Annotated in this window: 19 protein-coding genes and 7 tRNA genes; 5 read left to right on the top strand and 21 right to left on the bottom strand. The window is 53.3% G+C overall.

Going from position 1 to position 25,825, the window contains the following annotated elements:
• Positions 1 to 96: 96 nt before the first annotated feature.
• From NA389_RS07535 to miaB, 6 genes are all read right to left on the bottom strand, one after another.
• Positions 97 to 1,005, bottom strand: coding sequence for an amino acid ABC transporter substrate-binding protein (locus NA389_RS07535; protein WP_001518176.1), 909 nt, complete (start codon positions 1,003 to 1,005; stop codon positions 97 to 99).
• 354 nt (positions 1,006 to 1,359) lie between these two features.
• Complete coding sequence (lnt, locus tag NA389_RS07530; protein ID WP_024134630.1) at positions 1,360 to 2,898, bottom strand: apolipoprotein N-acyltransferase; 1,539 nt, start codon at positions 2,896 to 2,898, stop codon at positions 1,360 to 1,362.
• A 19-nt stretch (positions 2,899 to 2,917) separates the two neighbouring features.
• Complete coding sequence (gene corC / locus NA389_RS07525) at positions 2,918 to 3,796, bottom strand: CNNM family magnesium/cobalt transport protein CorC (RefSeq protein WP_001278612.1); 879 nt, start codon at positions 3,794 to 3,796, stop codon at positions 2,918 to 2,920.
• Positions 3,797 to 3,953: 157 nt separating this feature from the next.
• Positions 3,954 to 4,427: an rRNA maturation RNase YbeY gene (gene ybeY, locus NA389_RS07520; protein WP_000084477.1), complete on the bottom strand. Its 474-nt coding sequence runs from the start codon at positions 4,425 to 4,427 to the stop codon at positions 3,954 to 3,956.
• Complete coding sequence (locus NA389_RS07515) at positions 4,424 to 5,470, bottom strand: PhoH family protein (protein WP_001018045.1); 1,047 nt, start codon at positions 5,468 to 5,470, stop codon at positions 4,424 to 4,426. Before NA389_RS07515 ends, ybeY begins: the two co-directional genes overlap by 4 nt.
• A 204-nt stretch (positions 5,471 to 5,674) precedes the next feature.
• Entirely contained in the window at positions 5,675 to 7,099 is a 1,425-nt protein-coding gene (miaB, locus tag NA389_RS07510; protein ID WP_001519200.1) for a tRNA (N6-isopentenyl adenosine(37)-C2)-methylthiotransferase MiaB, read from the bottom strand.
• Positions 7,100 to 7,242: 143 nt separating this feature from the next.
• Here miaB and ubiF point away from each other — a divergent pair, with 143 nt between their 5' ends.
• Positions 7,243 to 8,418, top strand: coding sequence for a 3-demethoxyubiquinol 3-hydroxylase (ubiF, locus tag NA389_RS07505; RefSeq protein WP_000184636.1), 1,176 nt, complete (start codon positions 7,243 to 7,245; stop codon positions 8,416 to 8,418).
• A gap of 132 nt (positions 8,419 to 8,550) precedes the next feature.
• Here ubiF and NA389_RS07500 read toward each other — a convergent pair.
• The 12 genes from NA389_RS07500 to nagB form a co-directional block, all read right to left on the bottom strand.
• Positions 8,551 to 8,625 (bottom strand) — tRNA-Gln (locus tag NA389_RS07500).
• Positions 8,626 to 8,668: 43 nt separating this feature from the next.
• Positions 8,669 to 8,743: transfer RNA gene (locus NA389_RS07495), tRNA-Gln, on the bottom strand.
• A 46-nt stretch (positions 8,744 to 8,789) separates the two neighbouring features.
• A tRNA-Met gene (locus tag NA389_RS07490) sits at positions 8,790 to 8,866 on the bottom strand.
• A gap of 15 nt (positions 8,867 to 8,881) precedes the next feature.
• Positions 8,882 to 8,956, bottom strand: a tRNA-Gln gene (locus NA389_RS07485).
• Positions 8,957 to 8,991: 35 nt separating this feature from the next.
• Positions 8,992 to 9,066 (bottom strand) — tRNA-Gln (locus NA389_RS07480).
• Between the two features lie 23 nt (positions 9,067 to 9,089).
• Positions 9,090 to 9,174 (bottom strand) — tRNA-Leu (locus NA389_RS07475).
• A gap of 9 nt (positions 9,175 to 9,183) precedes the next feature.
• Positions 9,184 to 9,260, bottom strand: a tRNA-Met gene (locus NA389_RS07470).
• A gap of 222 nt (positions 9,261 to 9,482) precedes the next feature.
• Positions 9,483 to 11,147: an asparagine synthase B gene (gene asnB / locus NA389_RS07465; protein WP_000337030.1), complete on the bottom strand. Its 1,665-nt coding sequence runs from the start codon at positions 11,145 to 11,147 to the stop codon at positions 9,483 to 9,485.
• A gap of 289 nt (positions 11,148 to 11,436) precedes the next feature.
• Positions 11,437 to 12,189 (bottom strand): ribonucleotide monophosphatase NagD, encoded by a 753-nt coding sequence (gene nagD, locus NA389_RS07460; RefSeq protein ID WP_000153143.1) that lies wholly within the window; start codon positions 12,187 to 12,189, stop codon positions 11,437 to 11,439.
• A 46-nt stretch (positions 12,190 to 12,235) separates the two neighbouring features.
• Positions 12,236 to 13,456 carry a DNA-binding transcriptional regulator NagC gene (nagC, locus tag NA389_RS07455; RefSeq protein ID WP_000187579.1) on the bottom strand — a complete coding sequence of 407 codons (1,221 nt, stop codon included), beginning with the start codon at positions 13,454 to 13,456 and terminating at the stop codon, positions 12,236 to 12,238.
• Between the two features lie 4 nt (positions 13,457 to 13,460).
• Positions 13,461 to 14,615 (bottom strand): N-acetylglucosamine-6-phosphate deacetylase, encoded by a 1,155-nt coding sequence (nagA, locus tag NA389_RS07450; protein ID WP_000271193.1) that lies wholly within the window; start codon positions 14,613 to 14,615, stop codon positions 13,461 to 13,463.
• 59 nt (positions 14,616 to 14,674) lie between these two features.
• Entirely contained in the window at positions 14,675 to 15,475 is an 801-nt protein-coding gene (gene nagB, locus NA389_RS07445) for a glucosamine-6-phosphate deaminase (RefSeq protein WP_001237061.1), read from the bottom strand.
• Positions 15,476 to 15,801: 326 nt separating this feature from the next.
• Here nagB and nagE point away from each other — a divergent pair, with 326 nt between their 5' ends.
• The 4 genes from nagE to chiQ all read left to right on the top strand — a co-directional run bounded on the left by nagE (position 15,802) and on the right by chiQ (position 21,872).
• The gene (gene nagE, locus NA389_RS07440) at positions 15,802 to 17,754 is read left to right on the top strand and encodes a PTS N-acetyl glucosamine transporter subunit IIABC (protein ID WP_001023069.1); all 1,953 of its coding nucleotides are present in this window, start codon (positions 15,802 to 15,804) and stop codon (positions 17,752 to 17,754) included.
• Positions 17,755 to 17,964: 210 nt separating this feature from the next.
• The gene (gene glnS, locus NA389_RS07435; RefSeq protein WP_001287186.1) at positions 17,965 to 19,632 is read left to right on the top strand and encodes a glutamine--tRNA ligase; all 1,668 of its coding nucleotides are present in this window, start codon (positions 17,965 to 17,967) and stop codon (positions 19,630 to 19,632) included.
• A 451-nt stretch (positions 19,633 to 20,083) separates the two neighbouring features.
• On the top strand, positions 20,084 to 21,490 hold the full coding sequence (chiP, locus tag NA389_RS07430) for a chitoporin ChiP (RefSeq protein ID WP_001258803.1): 1,407 nt from the start codon (positions 20,084 to 20,086) through the stop codon (positions 21,488 to 21,490).
• 49 nt (positions 21,491 to 21,539) lie between these two features.
• The gene (chiQ, locus tag NA389_RS07425) at positions 21,540 to 21,872 is read left to right on the top strand and encodes a ChiQ/YbfN family lipoprotein (protein ID WP_000722262.1); all 333 of its coding nucleotides are present in this window, start codon (positions 21,540 to 21,542) and stop codon (positions 21,870 to 21,872) included.
• Positions 21,873 to 21,920: 48 nt separating this feature from the next.
• Here the strand turns inward: chiQ and tcuC are convergent, their stop codons facing one another.
• The 3 genes from tcuC to tcuA are packed head-to-tail and all read right to left on the bottom strand — an operon-like array spanning position 21,921 to position 25,805.
• Entirely contained in the window at positions 21,921 to 23,225 is a 1,305-nt protein-coding gene (gene tcuC / locus NA389_RS07420) for a tricarballylate/proton symporter TcuC (RefSeq protein WP_000057014.1), read from the bottom strand.
• A 50-nt stretch (positions 23,226 to 23,275) separates the two neighbouring features.
• On the bottom strand, positions 23,276 to 24,415 hold the full coding sequence (gene tcuB / locus NA389_RS07415; RefSeq protein ID WP_000811136.1) for a tricarballylate utilization protein TcuB: 1,140 nt from the start codon (positions 24,413 to 24,415) through the stop codon (positions 23,276 to 23,278).
• The gene (tcuA, locus tag NA389_RS07410; protein WP_000228705.1) at positions 24,402 to 25,805 is read right to left on the bottom strand and encodes an FAD-dependent tricarballylate dehydrogenase TcuA; all 1,404 of its coding nucleotides are present in this window, start codon (positions 25,803 to 25,805) and stop codon (positions 24,402 to 24,404) included. Before tcuA ends, tcuB begins: the two co-directional genes overlap by 14 nt.
• Between the last annotated feature and the right edge of the window lie 20 nt (positions 25,806 to 25,825).

Here is a 25,825-nt window from a genome sequence, read left to right as displayed (position 1 = left end):
GGTTTCAGGCCCGAGGGGGAACGACCATCAGGCTTATAGTCTGTCCGTGCTGAGCGACAATCGAGAGGACAGGAGTCCCGTCCCATTTAGTTTTAGTTAGTTAAGCGCTTTATCATTCGGTGCTTTGAACAGGGCTTTCATCTCGTCAGACAACTCGAAATTCATGTTCAGGTTTTTCGGTGGGATCGGATTTTTAAACCACTTATCAAACCACTTTTCCGCTTCGCCGGAGGTTTGCGCCTGAGCGATGGTATCGTCCATCAACTTTTTAAACTCAGGGTCGTTTTTACGCAGCATACAGCCGTAGGCTTCCTGGGACTGCGGTTTACCGACAATCTCCCAGTTATCCGGTTTCTTGGCTTTGGCGCGCTCTCCGGCCAGCAGCGCGTCATCCATCATAAAGGCGACGGCGCGACCGCTTTCCAGGGTGCGGAACGAGTCACCGTGGTCTTTCGCGCTAATAATACGCATCCCCATCTTTTGCTCTTCGTTAAGCTTATGCAGCAGAATTTCAGAGGTCGTCCCGGAGGTGACGACGACCGCTTTGCCTTTCAGATCCGGGAAATCTTTAATATCGCCGCCTTTTTTAGTCAGCAGTCGCGTCCCGACGACGAAAATCGTATCGGAGAAGGCGGCCTGTTTCTGGCGCTCAAGGTTGTTAGTCGTTGAACCACATTCAAAATCGAAGGTTCCGTTTTGCAACAGCGGAATACGGTTTTGCGAGGTGATCGGAATCAGCTTCACCTGCAGATCCGGCTTGTTAAGTTTCTTTTTTACCGCTTCCACAATGGCGTTGGAGTAGTCCTGGGAATAGCCGACCACTTTCTGCTGGTTGTCGTAATAAGAAAAGGGCACAGAAGATTCGCGATGCCCGACGACGATCACGCCATTTTTAGCGATCTTGTCCAGGGTGCTACCAGCGGCAGGCGCGCCATCTTCTGCGTGCGCAAGGCCCGCAGACAGTCCCATGACCAGCATTGCTGTGGTTAGCTTACGTAATTGCATATCCAACTCCTTTATCATCTGCGCCGTCGACGCATTGATAGCTATTGTGATGTTGTTATTGCCTGCAACTTGCGCGTGCAGTGTTATGTGTGTTTGTTAACATTTAGTGTGGCTTGTTGTAAATATTTTGCTGCGATATTGTTTATTTTTGCGAAGTGCGCCGCACCGTTCAGAGGCAAAAATCCTACATTGCACCGTTCAGGTGCTACCGATGATCGATTTTGGTGCGACCAGGTTGCACAAGCAGCCAGAACAGGTTTGCCATGTTTAACAAAGCAATAGACGTGCCAGAATGGGGGAAAAAGGAGGATTTTCAGGCCAGATAAATGAAGCGCTATCCGGCCTGGGGAGATATTATTTCCGTCGTTGTCGCAGACTCATCACTACCGCGCCAAAAGCAAACAGCGCGGTCAGTACCCATAGCGGCCAGTTGCCGGTACGAGCATAGGGAGTTAACCCCGTGGTCGGCGTGACTTTGGTGGTCAGCACCTGGCGTGTGAACTGCGGGATCATCGCCTGAATTTCGCCCTGCGGGCCAATCACCGCCGTAATACCGTTATTAGTACTGCGCAGTAACGGACGCGCCAGCTCCAGCGAACGCATCCGCGCCATCTGGAAATGTTGCCACGGGCCAATGGACTTACCAAACCAGGCGTCGTTAGAAATCGTCAGCAGATAGTCGGTGTCCGGGCGGAAGTTATCCCGCACCTGTTCGCCAAGAATAATTTCATAACAGATTGCCGCCGTCAGCTTATAGTCGTGCGCATGTAACTGCGGCTGGATATAAGGGCCGCGGCTAAAGGAGGACATGGGCAGATCGAAGAACGGCGCCAGCGGACGCAGGATAGACTCCAGCGGAACGAACTCGCCAAAGGGCACAAGGTGATTTTTATTGTAGCGATTGGGCGAATCATAACTGTATGGATTATCTTTGCCCAACGTAATAATCGTATTGTAGGTGTCGTATCGATTCTGTTTATTGAGACGCGCATCGACAATACCGGTGATCAGCGTGCTATTTTTTTCGCGTAACATCTCGTCCAGCGAACGAAGGAAGGGCTGCTGATTGATTTCGAGATCCGGAATCGCCGACTCAGGCCAGATAATAATCTGTGATTTGCCTAACTCTGGGCGAGTTTCGTTGAGATAAATTTTTAGCGTATTCAGTAGCTGGTTTTCGTCCCACTTCAGCGACTGCGGGATATCGCCCTGCACCAGCGATACCTGGGTCGCTTTGGCCGGTTCCAGCGTAAACCACTGGATATAACGTAGCGGAAAGGGCAAAGCAAACAGAATCACGGCGACAGCCAGCGGACGCCAGTTCCGCGTCGCCAGTGCCAGCGCTAACAGGCCGCTGACCATCATCAGCAGGAAGTTGATCGCTTCGACGCCCATTACCGGCGCCAGGCCTTTTAGCGGGCCGTCGACCTGACTATAGCCAAATTGCAGCCAGGGGAAGCCGGTCAGCACCCAGCCGCGTAAAAATTCGGTGATTTGCCATATTGCAGGCGCGGCGATAGCGACGCGCAGCCAGTTGGTTTTTGGCCACAGGCGCGACAAAATCCCGGCAAACAGTCCGGTATACAGCGAGAGATAAGCTGCAAGCAGCACCACCAGAAAAACGTTAACCGGGCCCGGCATGCCGCCAAACTGCGCGATACTGACATAAACCCAGTTAATCCCGCTACCGAAAAGTCCGAGTCCCCAGCAATAGCCGATGGCGGCAGACTGGAGCGGGCGGCGATTAAACGTTAAGGCCTGCAGCCCGATAAGCGACACTATCGCTGCGGGCCAGACGTCATACGGAGAGAAAGCCAGTGTTCCGCAGGCGCCGAATAATAACGCCAGCAGCAGGCGAATACGCTGGCGTTCAATTAACGAGGCAAATGCCATTTTTAGTCCACTATTGCTGTTATTCGTCCAGTTTTGGCTGGGGCGAGTCATCCGGGATCCTGACATGCACCTGAATAATACGACGACTATCGGCCATCGCCACTTTGAACTGGTAACCATCAATGTCAATGGTTTCGCCGCGGGCCGGTAAATGGCCGAACGCCTGCATCACCAGTCCGCCGATGGTATCGACTTCTTCATCGCTGAAGTGGGTGCCGAAAGCGTCATTGAAGTCTTCAATCGACGCCAGCGCGCGAATCGTCCAGGTATGGCGGCTAAGCTGACGGAAGTCGATATCGTCTTCTTCGTCATACTCATCTTCAATTTCACCGACAATCAGTTCGAGGATGTCTTCGATAGTCACCAGGCCGGAAACGCCGCCAAACTCATCGATAACGATGGCCATATGGTAGCGCTGGGAGCGGAATTCCTTGAGCATACGGTCAACCCGTTTGCTCTCCGGTACGACAACCGCGGGGCGTAACACTTTGTCCATGCTGAAGGCTTCGGCATCGCTGCGCATAAACGGCAGCAAATCTTTGGCCATCAGAATCCCTTCAATGTGATCTTTATCTTCGCTGATCACCGGAAAACGCGAGTGGGCGGACTCGATGATAACATCGAGACATTCGTCCAGCGTCTGGTTGCGTTTCAGGGTAATCATCTGGGAGCGCGGGATCATAATATCGCGAACGCGCTGGTCGGCGATGTCCATTACGCCTTCGAGCATATCGCGCGTATCTTCATCGATAAGCTCGTTCTGCCCGGAATCACGGATCAGCGCCAGCAACTCATCACGGTTTTTAGGTTCACCGTGGAAAAGCTGGCTGAGTAGCAGGGAAAAAAATCCCTTTTTACTGTTTACTGTGTCACTACTGTGTGAATTGTCGTCGCTCATGGCGTCGTATGGGTTCTCATGTTAGTTAATACAAAGCTCGTCATGCGCATACTCAGCTGTGACGGCATGTTTTGCCTGATGGCGCTACGCTTATCAGGGCTACAAAAGGCATGAATGTAGGCCGGATAAGGCGCAAGCGCCGCCATCCGGCAAGCTACTATTCTGCAATCTTCTCGGCAATGTACGGATCCTCATAGCCCATAGCAAGCATAATCTCCGTTTCGAGAGACTCCATCTCTTCCGCTTCGTCATCGTCGATATGATCGTAACCCAGCAAATGCAGGCTACCGTGCACGACCATGTGCGCCCAGTGCGCCTCCAGCGGCTTGCTCTGTTCCTGCGCTTCCTGCTCCACGACCTGACGGCAAATAATCAGATCGCCCAGTAGCGGCATTTCAATGCCGGGGGGCGCTTCAAACGGGAAGGAGAGAACATTAGTGGGTTTATCTTTCCCGCGGTACGTTAAATTAAGGTCGTGGCTTTCGGCCTCATCCACCAGACGGATTGTGACTTCCGCCTCTTCCTGAAACTGCGGAATAACGCCGTCCAGCCAGCGTTGAAACTGAGCTTCATCCGGAAGGCCCGCGTGGTTTTCACAGGCCAACTGTAAATCGAGGATCACCTGGCTCATTTCTGCTCCTGCTCCTGGGCTTCACGCTTACGCTCTGCCGCCAACGCCGCTTTGCGTTTTTGTTCTGCCTCTTCCCAAGCTTCATAGGCGTTAACAATGCGGGCAACGACCGGATGGCGCACCACGTCTTCGCTGTGGAAGAAGTTAAAGCTGATTTCATCGACTTCCGCCAGCACTTCAATGGCATGACGCAAGCCGGATTTGGTGTTGCGTGGCAGGTCAATCTGCGTCACGTCGCCGGTGATCACCGCTTTCGAGTTAAAGCCGATACGCGTCAGGAACATCTTCATCTGTTCGATAGTGGTGTTCTGGCTTTCATCCAGAATGATAAAGGCGTCGTTTAATGTGCGTCCGCGCATATAGGCCAGCGGCGCGACTTCAATCACATTGCGTTCAATCAGCTTCTCGACTTTTTCAAAGCCGAGCATTTCGAACAACGCGTCATACAGCGGACGCAGGTACGGGTCCACTTTCTGACTTAAATCGCCTGGCAGAAAGCCCAGTTTTTCGCCCGCTTCCACCGCCGGACGGGTCAGCAGAATACGGCGAATCTCCTGGCGCTCCAGGGCGTCTACCGCAGCGGCGACCGCAAGATAAGTTTTACCGGTACCCGCCGGGCCGACGCCAAAGGTAATATCGTGATCGAGAATATTGGCGATGTACTGCGCCTGGTTAGGGGTACGCGGTTTAATCACGCCGCGCTTGGTTTTGATATTAATCGCTTTGCCATAGTCAGGCACGCTTTCCGCGCTCTGTTCCAGCACCCGCGCTTCTTTGATCGCCAGATGAATTTGTTCCGGTTCGATATCCTGAGTCTGGCCGCGCATCGGTGCGGTATCGACATACAGACTTCGCAAAATATCTGTCGCCGCGGTCACGCAAATCGGACGACCGGTCAGTTTAAAGTGATTGTCACGGCGGTTGATTTCAATACCGAGACGACGTTCGAGCTGTTTAATATTGTCATCAAACGGCCCGCAAAGGCTCAACAGACGGGCGTTGTCTGCGGGCTCAAGGGTAATTTCGCGAGTGTCTATATTCAAACTGTTCCTCTTGTATCTGTATCGCCGGACGCTGAACATTTACCGGCATCTAAGGAAATTATTCACGCCATAGGGAAAAGGCGCAAGCATTGCAATGAAGATGGGGGTGGAGATAGAAAATTGCAAGGCCCGTCGGGCGACAGGCCATGACCAGGAAGCCCGACAGGCGTAGCGCCATCGGGCATTATTGCCTTTCCAGCAGGATTAAGGCTGGTAGAATCCTACCCCCAGCTCATTTTCTTTACGGGTACGGGCAATGACGGACTCCGGCGTTTCGGCGACGCGCAGCCCCATTTCATCTTCGGTACGCACCACTTTTCCGCGCAGGGAGTTCGGATAGACGTCAGTAATTTCCACATCGACAAACTTACCAATCATCTCCGGCGTGCCTTCAAAGTTCACCACCCGATTGTTTTCGGTACGGCCAGACAGTTCCATAATGTTTTTACGTGACGTGCCTTCCACCAGAATGCGCTGTGTCGTGCCGAGCATACGGCGGCTCCATGCCATCGCCTGCTGATTGATACGCTCTTGCAGAATATACAGACGCTGCTTTTTCTCTTCTTCCGGTACGTCATCAACCATATCGGCAGCCGGCGTTCCCGGACGCGCAGAGAAGATAAAGCTGTAGCTCATATCAAAGTTGACGTCAGCGATAAGCTTCATGGTTTTTTCGAAATCATCGGTAGTTTCGCCAGGGAAACCGACGATAAAGTCAGAGCTTATCTGAATGTCCGGCCGCGCCGCGCGCAGTTTACGGATGATTGCTTTATATTCCAGCGCAGTGTGGGTGCGCCCCATCAGATTCAACACGCGATCGGAACCGCTCTGTACCGGCAGATGCAGGAAACTGACCAGTTCCGGCGTATCGCGGTACACCTCGATAATATCGTCGGTGAACTCAATCGGATGGCTGGTGGTAAAGCGAATACGGTCAATGCCGTCGATGGCGGCAACCAGACGCAGCAGATCGGCAAAGGTGCCGGTGGTGCCGTCGTAGTTTTCTCCGCGCCAGGCGTTAACGTTCTGGCCCAGCAGGTTGACCTCACGCACGCCCTGCGCCGCTAACTGGGCGATTTCGAACAGGATATCGTCTGAGGGACGGCTGACTTCTTCACCGCGGGTATACGGTACCACGCAGTAAGTACAATATTTATTGCAGCCTTCCATGATAGAAACGAAAGCGGTCGGGCCTTCTGCGCGCGGTTCCGGCAAACGGTCGAACTTCTCGATTTCCGGGAAGCTGATATCGACCACCGGGCTGCGGTCGCCACGCACGGAGTTAATCATCTCCGGCAGGCGGTGTAAGGTTTGCGGGCCAAAAATAATGTCGACGTAATGGGCGCGTTGACGAATGTGCTCGCCTTCCTGGGAAGCCACGCAGCCGCCGACGCCGATAATCAGATCGGGATTTTTCTCTTTTAACAGTCTCCAGCGACCTAATTGATGGAAGACTTTTTCCTGAGCCTTCTCGCGGATTGAGCAGGTATTCAACAGCAGCACATCCGCCTCTTCCGCCACGTCGGTCAGTTGATAGCCGTGGGTGGCGTCCAGCAGATCGGCCATCTTCGATGAATCGTACTCGTTCATCTGACAGCCCCAGGTTTTAATATGGAGTTTTTTAGTCATCGACTTGCTCTTGCGAAATAGTGGCTGAAAAGCAGGGCGCATAGTGTAATGCTTTGGCGCGGTTGTGACCAGTATGACTGACGTCAGCCCTAATGGGTAAAAAATCCTGTAAACTTGTCTAAAACGTAACAGGATGAATGACCATGACAAATCAACCAACGGAAATTGCCATTGTCGGCGGGGGAATGGTCGGCGGCGCGCTGGCGCTGGGTCTGGCGCAGCAAGGGTTTACGGTGATGGTAATAGAACATGCCGCGCCTGCGCCGTTTGTGGCTGACAGCCAGCCTGACGTGCGGATTTCGGCCATTAGCGCGGCATCCGTGGCGCTGCTCAAGGGACTGGGCGTTTGGGAGGCGGTGCAGGGGATGCGTAGCCATCCTTATCGGCGACTGGAGACCTGGGAGTGGGAAAACGCCCATGTGGTGTTCGACGCCGCTGAACTCAAGCTGCCGCTGTTAGGCTATATGGTGGAGAACAATGTCCTGCAACAGGCGCTATGGCAGGCGCTGGAAGCGCACCCCGGCGTGACGCTGCGCGTTCCGGCTTCACTGTCGGCATTGCACCGCCGCCACGATGGTTATGCGCTGGAACTGGCCGACGGCGAATGGGTAACGCCGAAGTTAGTGATTGGCGCCGACGGCGCGAATTCGCAGGTTCGGCAAATGGCGGGAATTGGCATTCATGCCTGGCAATATGCGCAGTCGTGTATGCTTATCACCGTCAAGTGTGAAAATGCGCCAGGCGACAGCACCTGGCAGCAGTTTACGCCGACGGGGCCGCGCGCCTTTTTGCCGCTGTTCGACGATTGGGCGTCGCTGGTGTGGTATGACGCTCCGGCACGTATTCGCCAGCTACAGAGTTTATCGATGACGCAATTGCAGGTGGAAATTAACCAGCATTTTCCGGCGCGTCTGGGGGCGGTGATGCCGGTCGCGGCGGGCGCGTTTCCGCTAACCCGTCGTCACGCGTTGCAGTATGTACAACCGGGGCTGGCCCTGGTAGGCGACGCGGCGCATACCATTCATCCGCTGGCCGGGCAGGGCGTCAACCTGGGGTATCGGGATGTTGATGCGTTGATTGATGTGCTGGCGAGTGCCCGTAGCTATGGCGAGTCCTGGGCCAGCCATTCGGTGTTGAAACGCTATCAGACGCGGCGCATGGCAGATAATTTTATGATGCAAAGTGGAATGGATCTGTTTTATGCCGGGTTCAGCAATGAATTGCCGCCGCTGCGTATTTTACGCAATATGGGGCTGATGGCGGCGCAGCGCGCAGGCGTACTAAAACGTCAGGCGCTGAAGTATGCGTTGGGGTTGTAGTTTGTGTTATGCCGGGTGGCGGTAATACCTTACCCGGTCTGTATTCGCCCGTAGGCCTGATAAGCGTAGCGCCATCAGGCAGTCCGAATTGCCAGAAAAGCAAAAAGCTCGCCGAAGCGAGCTTTTTAAAGGTGGCTGGGGTACGAGGATTCGAACCTCGGAATGCCGGAATCAGAATCCGGTGCCTTACCGCTTGGCGATACCCCAATTGTCGTACTTCTTGCGCTCATTAGCAGAGCGTCTTTAAAACTGGCTGGGGTACGAGGATTCGAACCTCGGAATGCCGGAATCAGAATCCGGTGCCTTACCGCTTGGCGATACCCCAACAAATTATTTTCGAACCGGTCGAATACCTCGACGCGTTCTGAATATGGTGGCTACGACGGGATTCGAACCTGTGACCCCATCATTATGAGTGATGTGCTCTAACCAACTGAGCTACGTAGCCAGATGATTTCTTCGATGGCTGGGGTACCTGGATTCGAACCAGGGAATGCCGGTATCAAAAACCGGTGCCTTACCGCTTGGCGATACCCCAATACCGTCGCGGTGAACCGCAAACTCGAAGAAATATGGCTGGGGTACCTGGATTCGAACCAGGGAATGCCGGTATCAAAAACCGGTGCCTTACCGCTTGGCGATACCCCATCCGTACAACGCTTATCGGTGAATGGTGCGGGAGGCGAGACTTGAACTCGCACACCTTGCGGCGCCAGAACCTAAATCTGGTGCGTCTACCAATTTCGCCACTCCCGCAAAAAAAGATGGTGGCTACGACGGGATTCGAACCTGTGACCCCATCATTATGAGTGATGTGCTCTAACCAACTGAGCTACGTAGCCATCTTTTTTTCGCGTTACCTTATCGGCGTTGCGGGGCGCATTATGCGTATTGAGCCTTGAAGCGTCAACCTCTTTTTCATCGAAAAACGTCGGAAAGTGTCTGTTTGGTTAGGTTGCGAACAGCGTGGCGCAATATTCGGCAATTATTGGGTATTAATCGTTTTTCCGAAAGTGGTTTGCTATAAAAAAAGAGCCCCTAAGGGCTCTTTCGTCATCGTTAATTTACTGGTACGCCGACTGATGCACGCCGACCGCGCGGCCTGATGGGTCATCCATCGTTTTGAATGCTTCATCCCACTCAATGGCTTTGGCGGAAGAACAGGCGACGGACGGGCCGCCGGGTACGCATTCCGCCGCGCTTGGCACCGGGAACAGCTCTTCAAAAATTTCCCGGTACAAGTACGCTTCTTTAGACGACGGCGTGTTGTATGGAAAGCGGAAGCGGGCGGTTTCCAGTTGTTGATCGGAAATCTGTTTCGCCGCCACCTCTTTTAGCGTATCGATCCAGCTGTAGCCTACGCCGTCAGAGAACTGCTCTTTCTGACGCCACGCGACGCTTGCTGGCAGATAAGACTCGAAGCACTCGCGCAGCACGTGTTTTTCCATCTTGCCGTTGCCGCACATTTTATCCTGTGGGTTGATACGCATCGCCACGTCGAGGAATTTTTTATCCAGGAACGGTACGCGCGCTTCCACGCCCCAGGCGGACATCGCTTTGTTGGCGCGGGCGCAGTCATACATATGCAGCGCCTGTAGCTTACGGACCGTCTCTTCATGTAACTCTTTGGCGTTCGGCGCTTTATGGAAGTACAGGTAGCCGCCAAACACCTCATCGGAACCTTCGCCGGAGAGCACCATTTTGATGCCCATCGCTTTGATCTTACGCGACATCAGATACATCGGCGTTGAGGCGCGGATAGTGGTCACGTCATAGGTTTCAATGTGATAGATAACATCACGAATGGCATCAAGGCCTTCCTGCACGGTGAAGTGAATTTCATGGTGCACGGTGCCGAGGTGGTTAGCCACTTCCTGGGCCGCCTTCAGGTCAGGCGAACCTTCCAGACCGACTGCAAAAGAGTGCAACTGTGGCCACCAGGCTTCGGAGCGCTCCTGATCTTCGACGCGACGGGCGGCGAATTTTTTGGTGATAGCCGAGATAATCGACGAGTCCAGACCGCCGGAGAGCAGCACGCCGTAAGGGACGTCGGACATCAGGTGGCTTTTCACGGATTCTTCCAGCGCCTGGCGCAGCGCGTTTTTGTCGGTAACGTTGTCTTTTACCGCATCGTAATCGAACCAGTCGCGCTGATAGTACTGATGAATTTCGCCGTCTTTGCTCCACAGGTAGCTGCCCGCCGGGAACTCTTTAATGGTGCGGCAGACCGGGGTCAGCGCTTTCATTTCTGACGCTACGTAGAAGTTGCCGAATTCGTCATAGCCCATGTAGAGCGGAATAATACCGATATGGTCACGACCAATCAGATAAGCGTCTTTTTCGCTGTCATACAGGGCGAAGGCGAACATCCCCTGTAAATCGTCAAGGAAATCCGGCCCTTTTTCCTGATATAGCGCGAGGATAACTTCGCAGTCGGAGCCTGTCTGGAACGCGTAACGATCGCCATACTCCGCGCGTAACGTCTGATGGTTATAAATTTCACCGTTCACCGCCAGTACGTGGGTTTTTCTGGCGTTATACAGGGGCTGGGCGCCGGCGTTAACATCAACAATCGACAAGCGTTCATGTGCGAGAATCGCGTTATCGCAAGCGTAGATGCCGGACCAGTCCGGGCCGCGATGGCGCATCAGGCGTGACAGTTCAAGGGCTTTTTTACGCAGTTCCGCTGCATCTGTTTTGATATCGAATACGCCGAAAATAGAACACATAGCCTTCTCCGTTAATCTGTTGCGTCGTACTTTTTGTGTTTGCTTGACTAAAAAATGCCGCAAAGGCGTGGAAGGCGCAAGGGGATTACGGTCTGAAAAATGAAAAATGCAATCGTCATTGTTGATTAGTGAAAAATGATTACGTATTGCGTGGATTTATTGATGGATCTTCAGTTTTATCGTGGTTTAATTGAATTATGTTTTTCCTAATGGCGTTTCGCTTATCAGACCTACAATGTTGTTCGAACCGTAGGCCTGAAAGCTATGCGTCATCAGGCAGGGGACAGGTTTAGATAACGTCGATCTCGGCGACGGAAGGGTAAATCCAGCTCGGGCGGAACGGCATACTGTCAATATCATTGATCGTTGATACGCCTGAAAGCACCAGAATGGTCTCCAGACCGGCCTGGAACCCCGCCAGAATGTCGGTGCGCAGGTTATCGCCGACAATAACGGTCTCTTCCGAGTGCGCCTGCATTTTGTTTAACGCCGCGCGGATGATCCACGGGCTGGGTTTGCCGACATAAAACGGCTTCCGGCCGGAAATTTTTTCAATGCCTGCGCACAGCGCGCCGCAGGCCGGATAAAAGCCGCGACCGTGGGTATCCGGATTGGTGGCGATAAAGCGCGCGCCATTGGCGACGAAAAATGCCGCTTTATGCATCATGTCCCAGTTGTAGGAGCGGGTTTCTCCAACGATGACAAAATCAGGGTTCACATCGGTAATGGTAAAACCCGCTTTATAGAGCTCGTGAATAAGCGCGCCTTCGCCCACGACATACGCTTTCTTACCTTCCTGACGGCGCAGAAAATCGGCTGTCGCCATTGCTGAAGTATAAAACACGCTGTCCGGCACGTTAACGCCAGCGGTAGCAAAACGGTTCGCCAGATCCTGGCCGGTTTGCGACGGGTAATTGGTCAGCAGCACCAGCGGCAGACCTTTTTCCAGAATCCCCGTCAGAAATTCCGCCGCACCGGGTACGGCTACGTTGTCGTGCATCAGCACGCCGTCGATATCGCAGATTACATTCTTGATGGTCATGAACTACCCAGGGAATTTGTGAATAATCCGATACTATAAGAGCGCATCAACTTTCCAGCAAACGTTGCAGCAATGTTCCGTTGAGCATGGCGCGTTTAACTAAGGCAAATGCGCCGATAGCAGAACGGTGATCCAGCGTGGAGCGTACCACCGGCAAATTTTTGCGAAATGCCTTTAACGCCTGCGTATTGATACAGCTTTCGATAGCGGGCAACAGGACTTTATCGGCTTCAATGATCTCGCCGGCAATGACGATTTTTTGCGGATTAAACAGGTTGATAGCAATGGCGATCGTTTTGCCCAAATGGCGACCAACATGCTCAATGACTTCCGAGGCCAGACTGTCGCCCCGGTTTGCCGCCTTACAAATGGTTTTAATCGTGCAGTCGTCAAGCGGAACACGGCTTTGATACCCTTGTTTAAGCAAATTCAGCACCCGTTGTTCAATCGCCACATTGGCGGCAATGGTTTCCAGACAGCCGAAATTACCGCAGTGGCAGCGCTCGCCCAACGGCTCCACCTGAATGTGCCCAATTTCGCCGACGTTGCCGTTACGGCCAATGAAGATGCGCCCGTTGGAGATAATCCCGGCGCCTGTACCACGATGGACGCGCACCAGAATCGAGTCCTCGCAATCCTGACTGGCGCCGAAGTAGTGTTCCGCCAGCGCCAGGCTACGAATATCGTGTCCCACGAAACAGGTAACGTGAAACCGTTTTTCCAGCGCTTCGACCAGTCCCCAGTTTTCAACCTGAATGTGCGGCATGTAACGAATCACGCCGCTTTCCGGATCGACAAGCCCTGGCAGGATCACCGAGATAGCGATCAATTCACGAATTTTACGCTGACAGCTATCAATAAAGACGGCGATGGTGTTGAGCAGCGCATGTTCCAGCGTCTCCTGAGTGCGCTCCGGTAGCGGATAATGCTCCTCAGCGACCACTTTACTGCTCAGATCGTAGAGCGTTAAAGTGGTGTCATGACGCCCCAGGCGAACGCCAATGGCATGGAAGTTACGGGTTTCCGTGACGATAGAGATAGCGCGGCGGCCTCCGGTAGAGGCCTGCTGATCGACTTCTTTGATCAGCCCGCGTTCAATGAGTTGACGCGTAATTTTCGTTACGCTGGCGGGAGCAAGCTGGCTTTGCTCGGCAATTTGTATGCGCGAGATAGGACCATGCTGGTCAATCAGGCGGTAAACGGCCGCGCTGTTAAGCTGTTTTACGAGATCAACGTTACCTATCTGAGCTTGTCCGCCTGGTGTCATATTCTCACTTACTCAAGTCAACGACCTCGTCACCATTAACGATGGTCTTGATAATTTTAAAATCGTGGGTGAACGCGGTCAGGTTGGCGACTTTACCCGGCGCAATGCTACCGAGATGTTTATCAACGCCGATAGCGCGAGCTGGATAGAGCGTTGCCATGCGCAGCACTTCATCCAGCGCGATGCCGCAATGCGCGACCAGGTTGCGTACGCCTTCAATCATGGTTAAGGACGAACCGCTCAACGTACCGTTTTCATCCACACACAGTCCATTGCGGTAGTATATTGTTTTACCTGCGAAAATGAACTGCTCAATATTGGCCCCCGCCGGTGCGGTGGCGTCTGTCACCAGACAAAGTTTGTCGCCTTTAAGGCGTTTGGCATTGCGAATGTTGGCGTAGTCGACATGCAGACCATCGGCGATAACGCCGCAATAAATATCCGCTTCGTCCAGAACAGCGCCAGCAAGGCCCGGCTCACGCCCTGTAATGTACGGCATCGCGTTAAACAGGTGAGTCGCAAAGGTAATCCCGGCGCGGAAGCCCGCTTTTGCCTCTTTTAACGTCGCGTTGGAGTGGCCTGCGGAAACCACAATGCCCGCATTCGCCAGTTTAGCGATTACGTCAGCAGGCACCATTTCCGGCGCGAGTGTAACTTTGGTGATGACGTCGGCATTATCGCACAAGAAATCGACCAGCGCAGCGTCTGGTTTACGTACGAAATCAGGATTATGGGTGCCTTTTTTTACCAGATTAAGCCAGGGCCCTTCCAGGTGGAGACCCAGCGCCTGGTGCGGATGTTTTTCCAGGTATTCGCGCATGACGCGAATGCCCTGTTTCATCAATTCATCGCTGGTAGTGATAAGCGTTGGCAGAAAGTTAGTACAGCCCGATTTTTCATTGGCTTTCTGCATAATTTCCAGCGTTTCAACGCTGACGGCTTCTGCGGTATCGTTAAACTGCACGCCGCCGCAGCCGTTTAACTGCACATCAATAAAACCGGGGGAGAGAATGGCCCCATTCAATGAGCGTTGTTCTATTCCCGACGGCAGTTCAGCCATCGGACAAACGCGGTCAATCAGGCCATTAGCGACAACAAGCGCATGGTCATCAAGAATTTCGTGACCGGTAAAGATCCGGCCCTGGGTTAAAGCATACATTCCGACCCCCGATATCAAAAATTTACCGCCCCGCATTGACTGGCGGGGCGGAGACAACATTACAGACCTTTAATATTCTCTGCTTCTAATTCATTGAAATATTTCAATGTTTTAACTTTAAGTTCCATTGTGGACGGCTCATCGCATACCACAACCGCTTTCGGATGGAGTTGCAGGCAGCTAATGGTCCACATGTGGTTGACGTTGCCTTCAACCGCCGCCTGCAGCGCCTGGGCTTTCTGATGGCCCAGCACCAGAATCATCACTTCTTCCGCATCCAGCAGCGTGCCTACGCCTACCGTCAGCGCGTATTTCGGCACCTGGTTTACGTCGCCGTCAAAGAAGCGGGAGTTCGCTACGCGAGTATCATGGGTTAACGTTTTGATACGGGTACGGGAAGCCAGGGAAGACGCCGGTTCGTTAAAGGCGATGTGACCGTCGTTGCCGACGCCGCCCATAAACAGATGGATTTTACCGTAAGAACGAATTTTTTCTTCATATTGACGGCATTCTGCATCGATATCCGGTGCGTTACCGTTGAGAAGATTGATGTTTTCTTCTGGAATATCAACGTGATCGAAAAAGTTACGATGCATAAAGCTGTGGTAGCTTTCCGGGTGCTCTTTCGGCAGGCCAACATATTCGTCCATATTAAAGGTGACCACATGCTTAAAGCTGACCTCGCCCGCTTTGTGCATCTCAACCAGCGCTTTGTACGCCGTTAGCGGCGTGCCGCCGGTAGGCAGTCCAAGGACAAACGGACGATCGGCGGTCGGTTTGAACGCATTAATACGGTTAACGATATGGCGAGCGGCCCATTTGCCAACCTGTTCTGCGGTACTCAGGGGGATCAGTCTCATTCTTCACCTCAATAATCAATGTCAAAATTTGGCGGATCGTATTAAGCGTAACCTGGATATCCAGGGTTCGTGTTCAATCCGTCCTGATTTTTTGAATCATAAAATAAGTTTTCCGTGTTAGCCAGTGGATGGTGGGGGTGATTACGATATTTAGTGATTATAATCACAAAAAACACCCGTTTAATTTGCGAGGCGAATTAATTTTCCACACACTCTGTAGAAGATGATCTCACCGTTCGATTACAGAACATCACGTTTTTAACGTTTGCAACACAATAAAAAACGGCTTCAAAGAAGCCATATCGGCGTCTCGTAGGGGGAATAAGATGAATATTTTAGGTTTTTTCCAGCGGCTGGGTAGGGCGTTGCAGCTCCCTATCGCCGTGTTGCCGGTGGCAGCGTTGTTGCTGCGATTCGGCCAACCAGATTTGCTGAATATGCCGTTTATCGCGCAAGCGGGCGGGTCTATTTTCGATAACCTGGCGCTGGTCTTCGCTATCGGCGTGGCATCCAGTTGGTCTAAAGATAGCGCGGGCGCGGCAGCGCTGGCGGGAGCCGTGGGTTACTTCGTCATGACCAAAGCGATGGTGACGATTAACCCGGAAATCAACATGGGCGTGCTGGCGGGGATTATTACCGGTCTGGTCGGCGGCGCGGTTTATAATCGCTGGTCTGGTATCAAACTGCCTGATTTTCTCAGTTTCTTCGGTGGAAAACGTTTTGTGCCGATCGCAACGGGCTTTTTCTGTCTGGTGCTGGCCGCTATTTTCGGTTACGTCTGGCCGCCGGTACAGCATGGCATCCATGCGGGCGGTGAATGGATCGTTTCCGCAGGCGCGCTGGGTTCCGGTATCTTTGGCTTCATCAACCGTCTGCTGATCCCAACCGGTCTGCATCAGGTACTGAACACCATCGCCTGGTTCCAGATTGGTGAATTCACCAATGCCGCAGGCACTGTATTCCACGGCGACATCAACCGCTTCTATGCTGGCGACGGCACGGCGGGGATGTTTATGTCCGGCTTCTTCCCGATCATGATGTTTGGTCTGCCGGGCGCCGCTCTGGCGATGTATTTCGCCGCGCCGAAAGAACGTCGTCCGATGGTGGGCGGTATGCTGCTGTCTGTCGCGATCACCGCGTTTCTGACCGGCGTAACCGAGCCGCTGGAATTCCTGTTTATGTTCCTGGCGCCGCTGCTGTACCTCCTGCATGCCATTTTGACCGGTATCAGCCTGTTCGTCGCGACGCTGCTGGGTATCCATGCAGGCTTCTCTTTCTCGGCAGGCGCGATCGACTATGTTCTGATGTATAACCTGCCAGCGGCCAGCAATAACGTCTGGATGTTGCTGGTGATGGGCGTTGTATTCTTTATCATCTACTTCCTGCTGTTCAGCGCGGTTATTCGTATGTTTAACCTGAAAACGCCGGGCCGCGAAGATAAAGTTGATGAGATGGTAACGGAAGAAGCCAACAGCAACACCGAAGAAGGGTTAACGCAACTGGCGACCAGCTATATTGCTGCGGTTGGCGGTACGGACAACCTGAAAGCGATCGATGCGTGTATTACCCGTCTGCGCCTGACCGTGAATGACTCTGCTCGTGTCAACGATGCGGCCTGCAAACGCCTCGGCGCTTCCGGCGTGGTGAAACTGAACAAACAGACCATTCAGGTTATTGTCGGCGCGAAAGCGGAATCGATTGGCGATGAAATGAAGAAAGTGGTGGCGCGGGGGCCGGTCGCGGCAGCGTCTGCTGATGCGGCTCACGTTGCAACACCTGCTCCGGCGGCCAAACCCCAGGCGGTGCCGAATGCGGTGACTATCGCTGAACTGGTCTCTCCGATTACCGGTGAGGTAGTGGCGCTGGATCAGGTACCGGATGAAGCTTTCGCCAGCAAAGCGGTCGGCGACGGCGTAGCAGTGAAACCCACCGATAAAACCGTGGTTTCTCCGGCCGCGGGTACTATCGTGAAAATCTTCAACACTAACCACGCGTTCTGTCTGGAAACCGAAAAAGGCGCGGAGATCGTTGTCCATATGGGTATCGATACCGTCGCTCTGAACGGTCAGGGCTTCAAGCGTCTGGTAGAAGAGGGGGCGGAAGTCACGGCGGGTCAGCCGGTTCTGGAACTGGATCTGGACTTCCTGAATGCCAATGCGCGTTCCATGATAAGCCCGGTTGTTTGTAGCAACAGCGATGACTTCAGCGCTCTGGTCATCAAAGCGGATGGTCACGTGGTAGCGGGTCAAACGCCACTGTACGAGATCAAGAGCAAATAATCGCTTCCTGGCCGGATAAGGCGTAAGACGTCATCCGGCGATATCACAGAAAACATAAGCGGCAGAGGGGAACCTTCGCCGCTTTTTTTTACCGCAATTAGCCCCAATATTTTCTGCAAAGCCACTTTTTAAGTAACTAAAGGTTGTCAGTCTGTCCGGCTTATAAGATCATATGCCGTTATACGTTGTTTACGCTTTGAGGAATCCACGATGAGTGAGGCTGAAGCCCGCCCGACTAACTTTATTCGTCAGATTATTGATGAAGATCTGGCGAGTGGTAAACATACCACTGTCCATACCCGTTTTCCGCCGGAGCCGAATGGCTATCTGCACATCGGCCACGCGAAATCTATCTGCCTGAACTTTGGCATCGCGCAAGATTATCAGGGCCAGTGCAACCTGCGTTTCGATGACACCAACCCGGTAAAAGAAGATATCGAGTACGTTGATTCGATCAAAAACGACGTCGAGTGGTTAGGCTTTCACTGGTCTGGCGATATTCGCTACTCCTCCGATTACTTTGACCAACTGCACGCCTATGCGGTCGAGCTGATCAATAAAGGCCTGGCCTACGTTGATGAGCTGACGCCGGAGCAGATCCGCGAATACCGCGGTACGCTGACCGCGCCGGGTAAAAACAGCCCGTTCCGCGATCGCAGCGTGGAAGAAAACCTCGCGCTATTTGAAAAAATGCGTACCGGCGGTTTTGAAGAGGGTAAAGCCTGTCTGCGCGCTAAAATCGACATGGCGTCGCCGTTTATCGTGATGCGCGATCCGGTGCTGTATCGCATTAAATTCGCCGAGCATCATCAGACCGGCACGAAGTGGTGCATCTACCCGATGTACGACTTTACTCACTGCATCAGCGATGCGCTGGAAGGTATTACTCATTCTCTGTGTACGCTGGAGTTCCAGGACAACCGTCGTCTGTACGACTGGGTACTGGACAACATCACCATTCCGGTTCACCCGCGCCAGTACGAATTCTCGCGGCTGAATCTGGAATACACCGTGATGTCCAAGCGTAAGCTGAACCTGCTGGTGACCGACAAACACGTCGAAGGTTGGGACGATCCGCGTATGCCGACTATTTCCGGTCTGCGCCGTCGCGGCTATACCGCGGCTTCTATTCGTGAGTTCTGCAAACGCATCGGCGTCACCAAGCAGGACAACACCATTGAGATGGCGTCGCTGGAATCCTGCATTCGCGAAGATCTGAACGAAAACGCGCCGCGCGCAATGGCGGTAATCGATCCGGTAAAACTGGTTATCGAAAACTACCCGCAGGGTGAGAGCGAAATGGTTACCATGCCTAACCATCCGAATAAACCGGAGATGGGCAGCCGTGAAGTGCCGTTTAGCGGTGAGATCTGGATCGATCGCGCAGATTTCCGCGAAGAAGCGAACAAGCAGTACAAGCGTCTGGTGATGGGCAAAGAAGTGCGTCTGCGTAATGCCTACGTTATTAAAGCGGAGCGCGTAGAGAAGGATGCCGAAGGGAATATCACCACCATCTTCTGTACCTATGATGCCGATACGCTGAGTAAAGATCCGGCTGACGGGCGTAAAGTGAAAGGCGTAATCCACTGGGTTAGCGCAGCACATGCGCTGCCGATTGAAATCCGTCTCTACGACCGTCTGTTCAGCGTGCCGAACCCGGGCGCCGCGGAGGACTTCCTGTCTGTTATCAACCCCGAATCATTAGTGATTAAGCAGGGGTATGGCGAGCCGTCGCTGAAAGCGGCGGTAGCAGGAAAAGCTTTCCAGTTTGAACGTGAAGGCTACTTCTGCCTCGACAGCCGCTATGCAACGGCCGATAAGCTGGTCTTTAACCGCACCGTGGGCCTGCGTGATACCTGGGCGAAAGCGGGCGAATAAGCACTGCACCTACAGGCGAATACTGTAAAAATACCTTATCAACGCCGCGTTCTGCGGCGTTTTTTCTCTGCATTTCTAAGTCGATTCTCTTTTTTGCGAGGCGAATTAATTATTCTCTGAAAATTATTGATCTGATAAATGATTATTAATCTAAATGTTATAAGCGTCAGGTCAACAGGAGACAATTATTTTCATGCCTATGGAAAACAAGTCAATTTTCTTTCTGGCGGTCTGCTTCCCCCACCAGCAGCCGAATGTAACAGAAAGCAATTAAATATGTGCGGTTGCTCATATTATTACATACTGGTTACAGAAAGAGATTGATAATTCGCATCGCGAAAAATAGTCTATTTAACGTAGTAAATGAGGTTTCTCAGCGCTACTTTTTATTTTTATTTTTTCGCTGTTCGCTTTTGTCGGCAGCAATTTATACGTCAAAGAGGATTAACTTATGCGTACGTTTAGTGGCAAACGTAGTACGCTGGCTCTGGCTATCGCCGGTATCACAGCAATGTCGGGGTGGATCGTTGTTCCGCAGGCGCAAGCCTCCGGCTTTTTCGACGACTCCACGTTAACGGGCGGCATCTATTATTGGCAGCGTGAACGCGATCGCAAAGATGTGACCGACGGCGACAAATATAAAACTAACCTTTCTCATGCGACCTGGAACGCTAACCTGGATTTTCAGTCTGGTTACGCTGCGGATATGTTCGGTCTGGATATCGCAGCGTTTACCGCGATTGAAATGGCAGAAAACGGCGACAGCGGTCATCCAAACGAAATTGCCTTCTCGAAAAAGAATAAAGGCTACGACGAAGACTATTCCGGCGATAAGAGCGGTATCAGTCTTTATAAAGCCGCCGCGAAATTTAAATATGGCCCGGTCTGGGCGCGTGCCGGTTATATTCAGCCTACCGGTCAGACGCTGTTAGCGCCGCACTGGAGTTTTATGCCGGGTACCTATCAGGGTGCGGAAGCCGGCGCCAGTTTTGACTATGGCGATGCGGGCGCGTTAAGTTTTTCCTACATGTGGACTAACGAATATAAAGCGCCGTGGCATACCGAAATGGATAAGTTTTATCAGGCGGATAAAAAAACCAATGTGGATTATCTCCACTCCATCGGCGCGAAGTACGACTTCAAAAATGATCTGGTGCTGGAAGCGGCGTTTGGTCAGTCCGAAGGCTATGTCGATCAATATTTCGCGAAGGCCAGCTATAAATTTGATTTAGGCGGCAATCCGTTCACCACCAGTTACCAGTTCTACGGCGCGCGCGACAAAGTAGACGATCGCAGCGTGAATGATATTTACGACGGTACGGCCTGGCTGCAGGCGTTGACCTTCGGCTACAAAGTCGCGGAAGTGGTTGACCTGCGTCTGGAAGGCACCTGGGTGAAAGCGGACGGTCAGCAGGGCTATTTTCTGCAACGTATGACGCCAACCTACGCCTCTTCAAACGGTCGTCTGGATATCTGGTGGGATAACCGCTCCGACTTTAACGCTAACGGTGAAAAGGCGGTTTTCTTCGGCGCGATGTATGACCTGAAAAACTGGAATCTGCCGGGCTGGGCTGTGGGCGCGTCTTACGTTTACGCCTGGGATGCTAAACCGGCAACCTGGCAAAGTAACCCGGATGCTTACTACGACAAAAACCGCACTATCGAAGAGTCCTCATACAGTCTGGATGCGGTCTATACCCTGCAGGAGGGGCGTGCCAAAGGCACCATGTTCAAACTGCACTTCACCGAATATGACAACCACTCCAATATTCCAAGCTGGGGCGGTGGTTACGGCAACATCTTCCAGGATGAACGTGACGTGAAATTTATCGTTATTGCGCCATTCACTATTTTCTGATGTCAGATGCGGCAGGCTGCCGGTCTGCCGCGCTGTTGAGGAACGACCTATGAAAAAAATTTTACTCATCGCCAGCATGACCGCCGGTTTGACGGCCTGCGCGTCATCATCCGCGCCGGAAGAAGATAGTCGGCTGAAAGAGGCGTACAGCGCCTGTATCAATACCGCACAGGGCTCGCCTGAGAAGATAGAGGCCTGCCAAAGCGTGCTGAATGTCCTTAAAAAAGAGCGTAAACATCAGCAATTTGCTAACGAAGAAAGCGTGCGGGTACTGGACTATCAGCAGTGCATTCAGGCGACGCGCACGGGTAACGATCAGGCGGTCAAGGCTGACTGCGATAAGGTCTGGCAGGAAATTCGCAGTCATAATAACGTGCAATAAAACCCTGCCTTGCCACCCACGGGCGAATGTTTTCCGCCCGTGGTTTTTTCAGGCTTTATTTTCTGCCGCGATATAGCCGCGACTCAGACGTACAAACAGCATCGCCGTCGCGGCAAGTCCACATAACGCTGCGCACATCAGCCACCAGCCGGGCGAGCTTTTATCGCCGGTTAACTTTACCAGCGCGGTAGAGATGGCCGGCGTCAGGCCGCCAAAAATCGCCGTCGCCAGGCTAAAGGCCAGCGAGAAACCAACGGTACGCACATAGACTGGCATCACTTCGGTTAACGCCGCGACCATTGCGCCGTTATACATGCCAAAAAAGAAAGAGAACCACAGCAGTACCAGCGTCATGCGGGTAAAGTCGGGCGCGGCGGTCAGCCACTGCATGACGGGCCAGGTGGTGATCAGCGCCAGCAACGTAATGCCCATTAACACGGCGCGACGGCCAATCCGGTCGGAAATCGCGCCGCCAATGGGTAACCAGATAAAATTGGACACCCCCACTAACATGGTGACGATCAAACTGTCCCGCGCGCTGAGATTAAGCACGGTTCTGCCATAGGTCGGCGTATAAACGGTGATAAAATAAAACGTTGTGGTGGTCATCGCCACCAGCAGCGTTCCGGCTGTAATAATGCGCCAGTTTTTGGCGATAGTTGCAAAAATTTCCCTGGTGTCGGGGCGATGCTTGCGTTGTAAAAACGCTTCTGTTTCTTGTAATGAACGACGTAAAACAAAAATCAGCGGAATGATCATACAGCCGATAAAGAACGGAATTCGCCAGCCCCACTCCGATATCGCGTCGTGTCCCAGCGTGATATTCAGGCTATAACCAATCAACGCGGCGACAACAATCGCGACCTGCTGACTGGCGGATTGCCAACTGGTATAAAACCCTTTATTGCCTGGCGTTGCGATTTCGGACAGATAGACCGAGACGCCGCCTAACTCAACGCCCGCAGAAAATCCTTGTAATAACCGGCCCAACAGCACCAACGCAGGCGCTGCCAGGCCGATCGTTTGGTAGCCGGGGACGAGGGCGATGAGCAACGTACCGCAGCCCATAATCGCCAGCGTCACCATCAGCCCTTTACGACGTCCGATTCTGTCAATATAGGCGCCAAGCACAATCGCGCCGACGGGGCGCATTAAAAAACCGGAGCCAAAGACGGCAAAGGTCAACATTAATGAGGCAAATTCGCTTTCCGCCGGAAAAAACGTTCTGGCGATATAGGTGGCGTAAAATCCGAACAAGAAAAAATCAAACTGTTCAAGAAAATTGCCGCTTGTCACGCGCAGTATTGCGCCGAACGTGCCGGCGCGCGATGTTGCAGGTGTGTGTTGTGCCATAGGGTTTGCTCTCCACTGTCTTTATTGTTTTATGGGTAAGATGTTGCGGGTCAGTTGCCTGTATCCCCCGCATGTTTTCCGCGTCGCTTCTCAATTGCCCATTTGAGTAAGGCCGCGCAGCGGAAAAATCCGTGGGCGAATTTTCCGTAGGGAAGGGTGAGAAAGAGCGCCATCACCACGCCTAAATGGAGCGCCAGCAGTATGCCCATTCCGCTGGTGTCTCTGCCTGCCAGCAGCGCCAGCCCGGTAAGACTGGTTAAGAACAGCAGCAGAATAAAGCTGCGATCCATGGGTTTCTGGCGCGCATCGCCATGTAACGGCGACCGCCGCAGATTGAGCCACAGTAGCCCGGCCGGGCCGATAAGCAGACCGATACCGCCCAGCGTGCCGAGCATGACCGGCAGGCTAAAAAACGGGTAGGGCGCTTCCCAACCGGCGACATAGTGATAGCCCGTCGCCACGACCGTGGCGGCAAAACAGAGCATAAAACCGTAGAAGGTAAAGTGATGAAAGCGACGGCGCAGCAGCGTGAACGCATCGTCCGCTTCGTTACAACCTTTGCCGTGACCGCCGTCGAGATATTTCAGCGTTAACGCATTGTGCGACGCTTCCGCAATCTCCGCCGAACGCGGTACGCCCGGCGAGATCTCACGCCAGAAGCGAATTACGCCCGCCATAAGCAAACCGATTGCCAGCACAAAAACTGAGCCAAACATCCATGCCAGCAGGCTATGCGGAAAAATTTGATAGAAGTCACCGGCCAGCGGTGGATGAATCAGCGACCCTTTCAGCGCCATCGCCAGTAATAAAAAGAGCGTCAGACCGACTATCAGCGCCAGCGCGACGGTGATCCCCGCCCGGCGGTATAACGCGCCAAAAGCGGCGGGCTGGGCATACTGTTGATACGTCTCCAGGCGGGCTTGCGCCATCGCTTTCGGCACGTTAATGGCAAATTCATGGGGCGGCGCGTACTGGCACGCGTGCAGGCAGGCGCCGCAGTTATGACATAAATTCGCCAGATAATGAATATCGGCTTTACCGAATTCGAGCCGCTGGGTCATCGCCGGAAATACCGCGCAAAAACCTTCGCAGTAGCGACATGCGTTACACACTTGCATGACGCGTTCGACCTCGGCTTCCGGTTCGGTAAGCACGGTGGCCTCAATGATTAATTTTTCAAGCTGTTTCATGCTGCGCCTCCTTGTGCGCCGCGCGGGCGGCTTCTATTCCCGCAATGCGGCCAAAGGTTGTGCCGATAGACATGCCTACGCCTGCGGTATACCCCTTGCCCAGTACATTTCCTGCCATCATCTCGCCGGCAACAAACAGGTTGCGGCTTGGATGACCGGCAAAATGCACTGCGGCACGTTCGTTAACTTTCAGGCCCAGGTAGGTAAACGTGATGCCGGGTCGCAGCGCATAACCGTAGTAGGGCGGCGCATCAAGCGGGCGCGCCCAGTGGGTTTTCGCCGGCGTCAGGTTTTTGGTGGCGCAGTCATCAAGCAAGGTATGATCAAAATGACCGGGTTGGCAGGCCTGGTTATACTGCGTGACGGTATGGGTAAATTTTTCCGCGTCCAGCCCCAACTGGCAGGCCAGTTCTGCCAGCGTATTGGCCTGCGCGCCAGGAAAAACCGGCGGCATAAAGTGGCCGATGGCTTTGCTGTCAATAATCGAATAGCCAATTTGTCCTGGCTGTTGAGCCACCAGCCGCCCCCAAATGGCGTAACGCTTCGGCCAGAAATCTTCGCCTTCATCATAAAAACGTTCGGCGTCGCGATTCACGACAATACCCAGCGATACGCAATCCACGCGAGTACAAATACCGCCGTCGTACAGCGGCGCCCTGGCATCAATCGCTACGCAGTGCGACTGGGACGGATCGCCAATGATATCCGCGCCGGCATCCATCATAAATTTGAGTAATACGCCCTGGTTAAAACGCGTGCCGCGAATCAGGAAATTATCCGCGGGCCATTCGCCGCGGGCGTTTTCTCCCCAGGCTTCCCGCAGCCATTCACGGTTTGATTCGAAACCGCCAGCCGCTAATACGCAGGCTTTGGCGGTAATACGTTCGCTACCCGCCAGCGCTGCCACGAATTCGCCGTCATGAAGTTCAAGCGCGTGAACCGGCGTGTTATAGCGAATCTGTACGCCCAGCCGTTCGGCGCTACGGTAATAGGCATTGACGAGCGCTTTCCCGCCGCCCATAAAAAACGCATTGGTGCGCGCAACGTGGAGCGCCCCAGACAGTGGCGGTTGAAAGTTAACGCCATGTTTGCGCATCCAGTCGCGGCATTGCGAAGAGGTGCGAATGACCAGCCGCGCCAGCGCCTCGTTGGTGTTGCCGTCGGTGACTCGCCACAGATCCTGCCAGAATTCCTCTTCAGGATAGCTTTCTACCAGCACATCCTGCGGCGCATCATGCATACAGCGCAGGTTTCGTGTGTGCTGAGAATTTCCGCCGCGCCATTCCCGCGGGGCAGCCTCCAGCAGCAGAACCGATGCGCCCGCTTCCCGTGCGGTCAGGGCGGCGCATAATGCGGCATTGCCTCCGCCTATCACCAGTACATCAACCATCTTATACTCCCGTACCATTT

This window comes from Salmonella sp. NW645 (assembly GCF_051703725.1).
GTDB lineage: Bacteria > Pseudomonadota > Gammaproteobacteria > Enterobacterales > Enterobacteriaceae > Salmonella > Salmonella enterica.
The sequence above is the reverse complement of the archived record's forward strand: the minus strand, read 5'-3'. Positions and strand labels throughout refer to the sequence as shown.

Excerpts from the sequence above, each read along its gene's own strand:
- NA389_RS07535 (WP_001518176.1), bottom strand. The coding sequence starts at position 1,005 with ATGCAATTACGTAAGCTAACCACAGCAATGCTGGTCATGGGACTGTCT.
- lnt (WP_024134630.1), bottom strand. The coding sequence starts at position 2,898 with ATGGCATTTGCCTCGTTAATTGAACGCCAGCGTATTCGCCTGCTGCTG.
- corC (WP_001278612.1), bottom strand. The coding sequence starts at position 3,796 with ATGAGCGACGACAATTCACACAGTAGTGACACAGTAAACAGTAAAAAG.
- ybeY (WP_000084477.1), bottom strand. The coding sequence starts at position 4,427 with ATGAGCCAGGTGATCCTCGATTTACAGTTGGCCTGTGAAAACCACGCG.
- miaB (WP_001519200.1), bottom strand. The coding sequence starts at position 7,099 with ATGACTAAAAAACTCCATATTAAAACCTGGGGCTGTCAGATGAACGAG.
- ubiF (WP_000184636.1), top strand. The coding sequence starts at position 7,243 with ATGACAAATCAACCAACGGAAATTGCCATTGTCGGCGGGGGAATGGTC.
- asnB (WP_000337030.1), bottom strand. The coding sequence starts at position 11,147 with ATGTGTTCTATTTTCGGCGTATTCGATATCAAAACAGATGCAGCGGAA.
- nagD (WP_000153143.1), bottom strand. The coding sequence starts at position 12,189 with ATGACCATCAAGAATGTAATCTGCGATATCGACGGCGTGCTGATGCAC.
- nagC (WP_000187579.1), bottom strand. The coding sequence starts at position 13,456 with ATGACACCAGGCGGACAAGCTCAGATAGGTAACGTTGATCTCGTAAAA.
- nagA (WP_000271193.1), bottom strand. The coding sequence starts at position 14,615 with ATGTATGCTTTAACCCAGGGCCGGATCTTTACCGGTCACGAAATTCTT.
- nagB (WP_001237061.1), bottom strand. The coding sequence starts at position 15,475 with ATGAGACTGATCCCCCTGAGTACCGCAGAACAGGTTGGCAAATGGGCC.
- nagE (WP_001023069.1), top strand. The coding sequence starts at position 15,802 with ATGAATATTTTAGGTTTTTTCCAGCGGCTGGGTAGGGCGTTGCAGCTC.
- glnS (WP_001287186.1), top strand. The coding sequence starts at position 17,965 with ATGAGTGAGGCTGAAGCCCGCCCGACTAACTTTATTCGTCAGATTATT.
- chiP (WP_001258803.1), top strand. The coding sequence starts at position 20,084 with ATGCGTACGTTTAGTGGCAAACGTAGTACGCTGGCTCTGGCTATCGCC.
- chiQ (WP_000722262.1), top strand. The coding sequence starts at position 21,540 with ATGAAAAAAATTTTACTCATCGCCAGCATGACCGCCGGTTTGACGGCC.
- tcuC (WP_000057014.1), bottom strand. The coding sequence starts at position 23,225 with ATGGCACAACACACACCTGCAACATCGCGCGCCGGCACGTTCGGCGCA.
- tcuB (WP_000811136.1), bottom strand. The coding sequence starts at position 24,415 with ATGAAACAGCTTGAAAAATTAATCATTGAGGCCACCGTGCTTACCGAA.
- tcuA (WP_000228705.1), bottom strand. The coding sequence starts at position 25,805 with ATGGTTGATGTACTGGTGATAGGCGGAGGCAATGCCGCATTATGCGCC.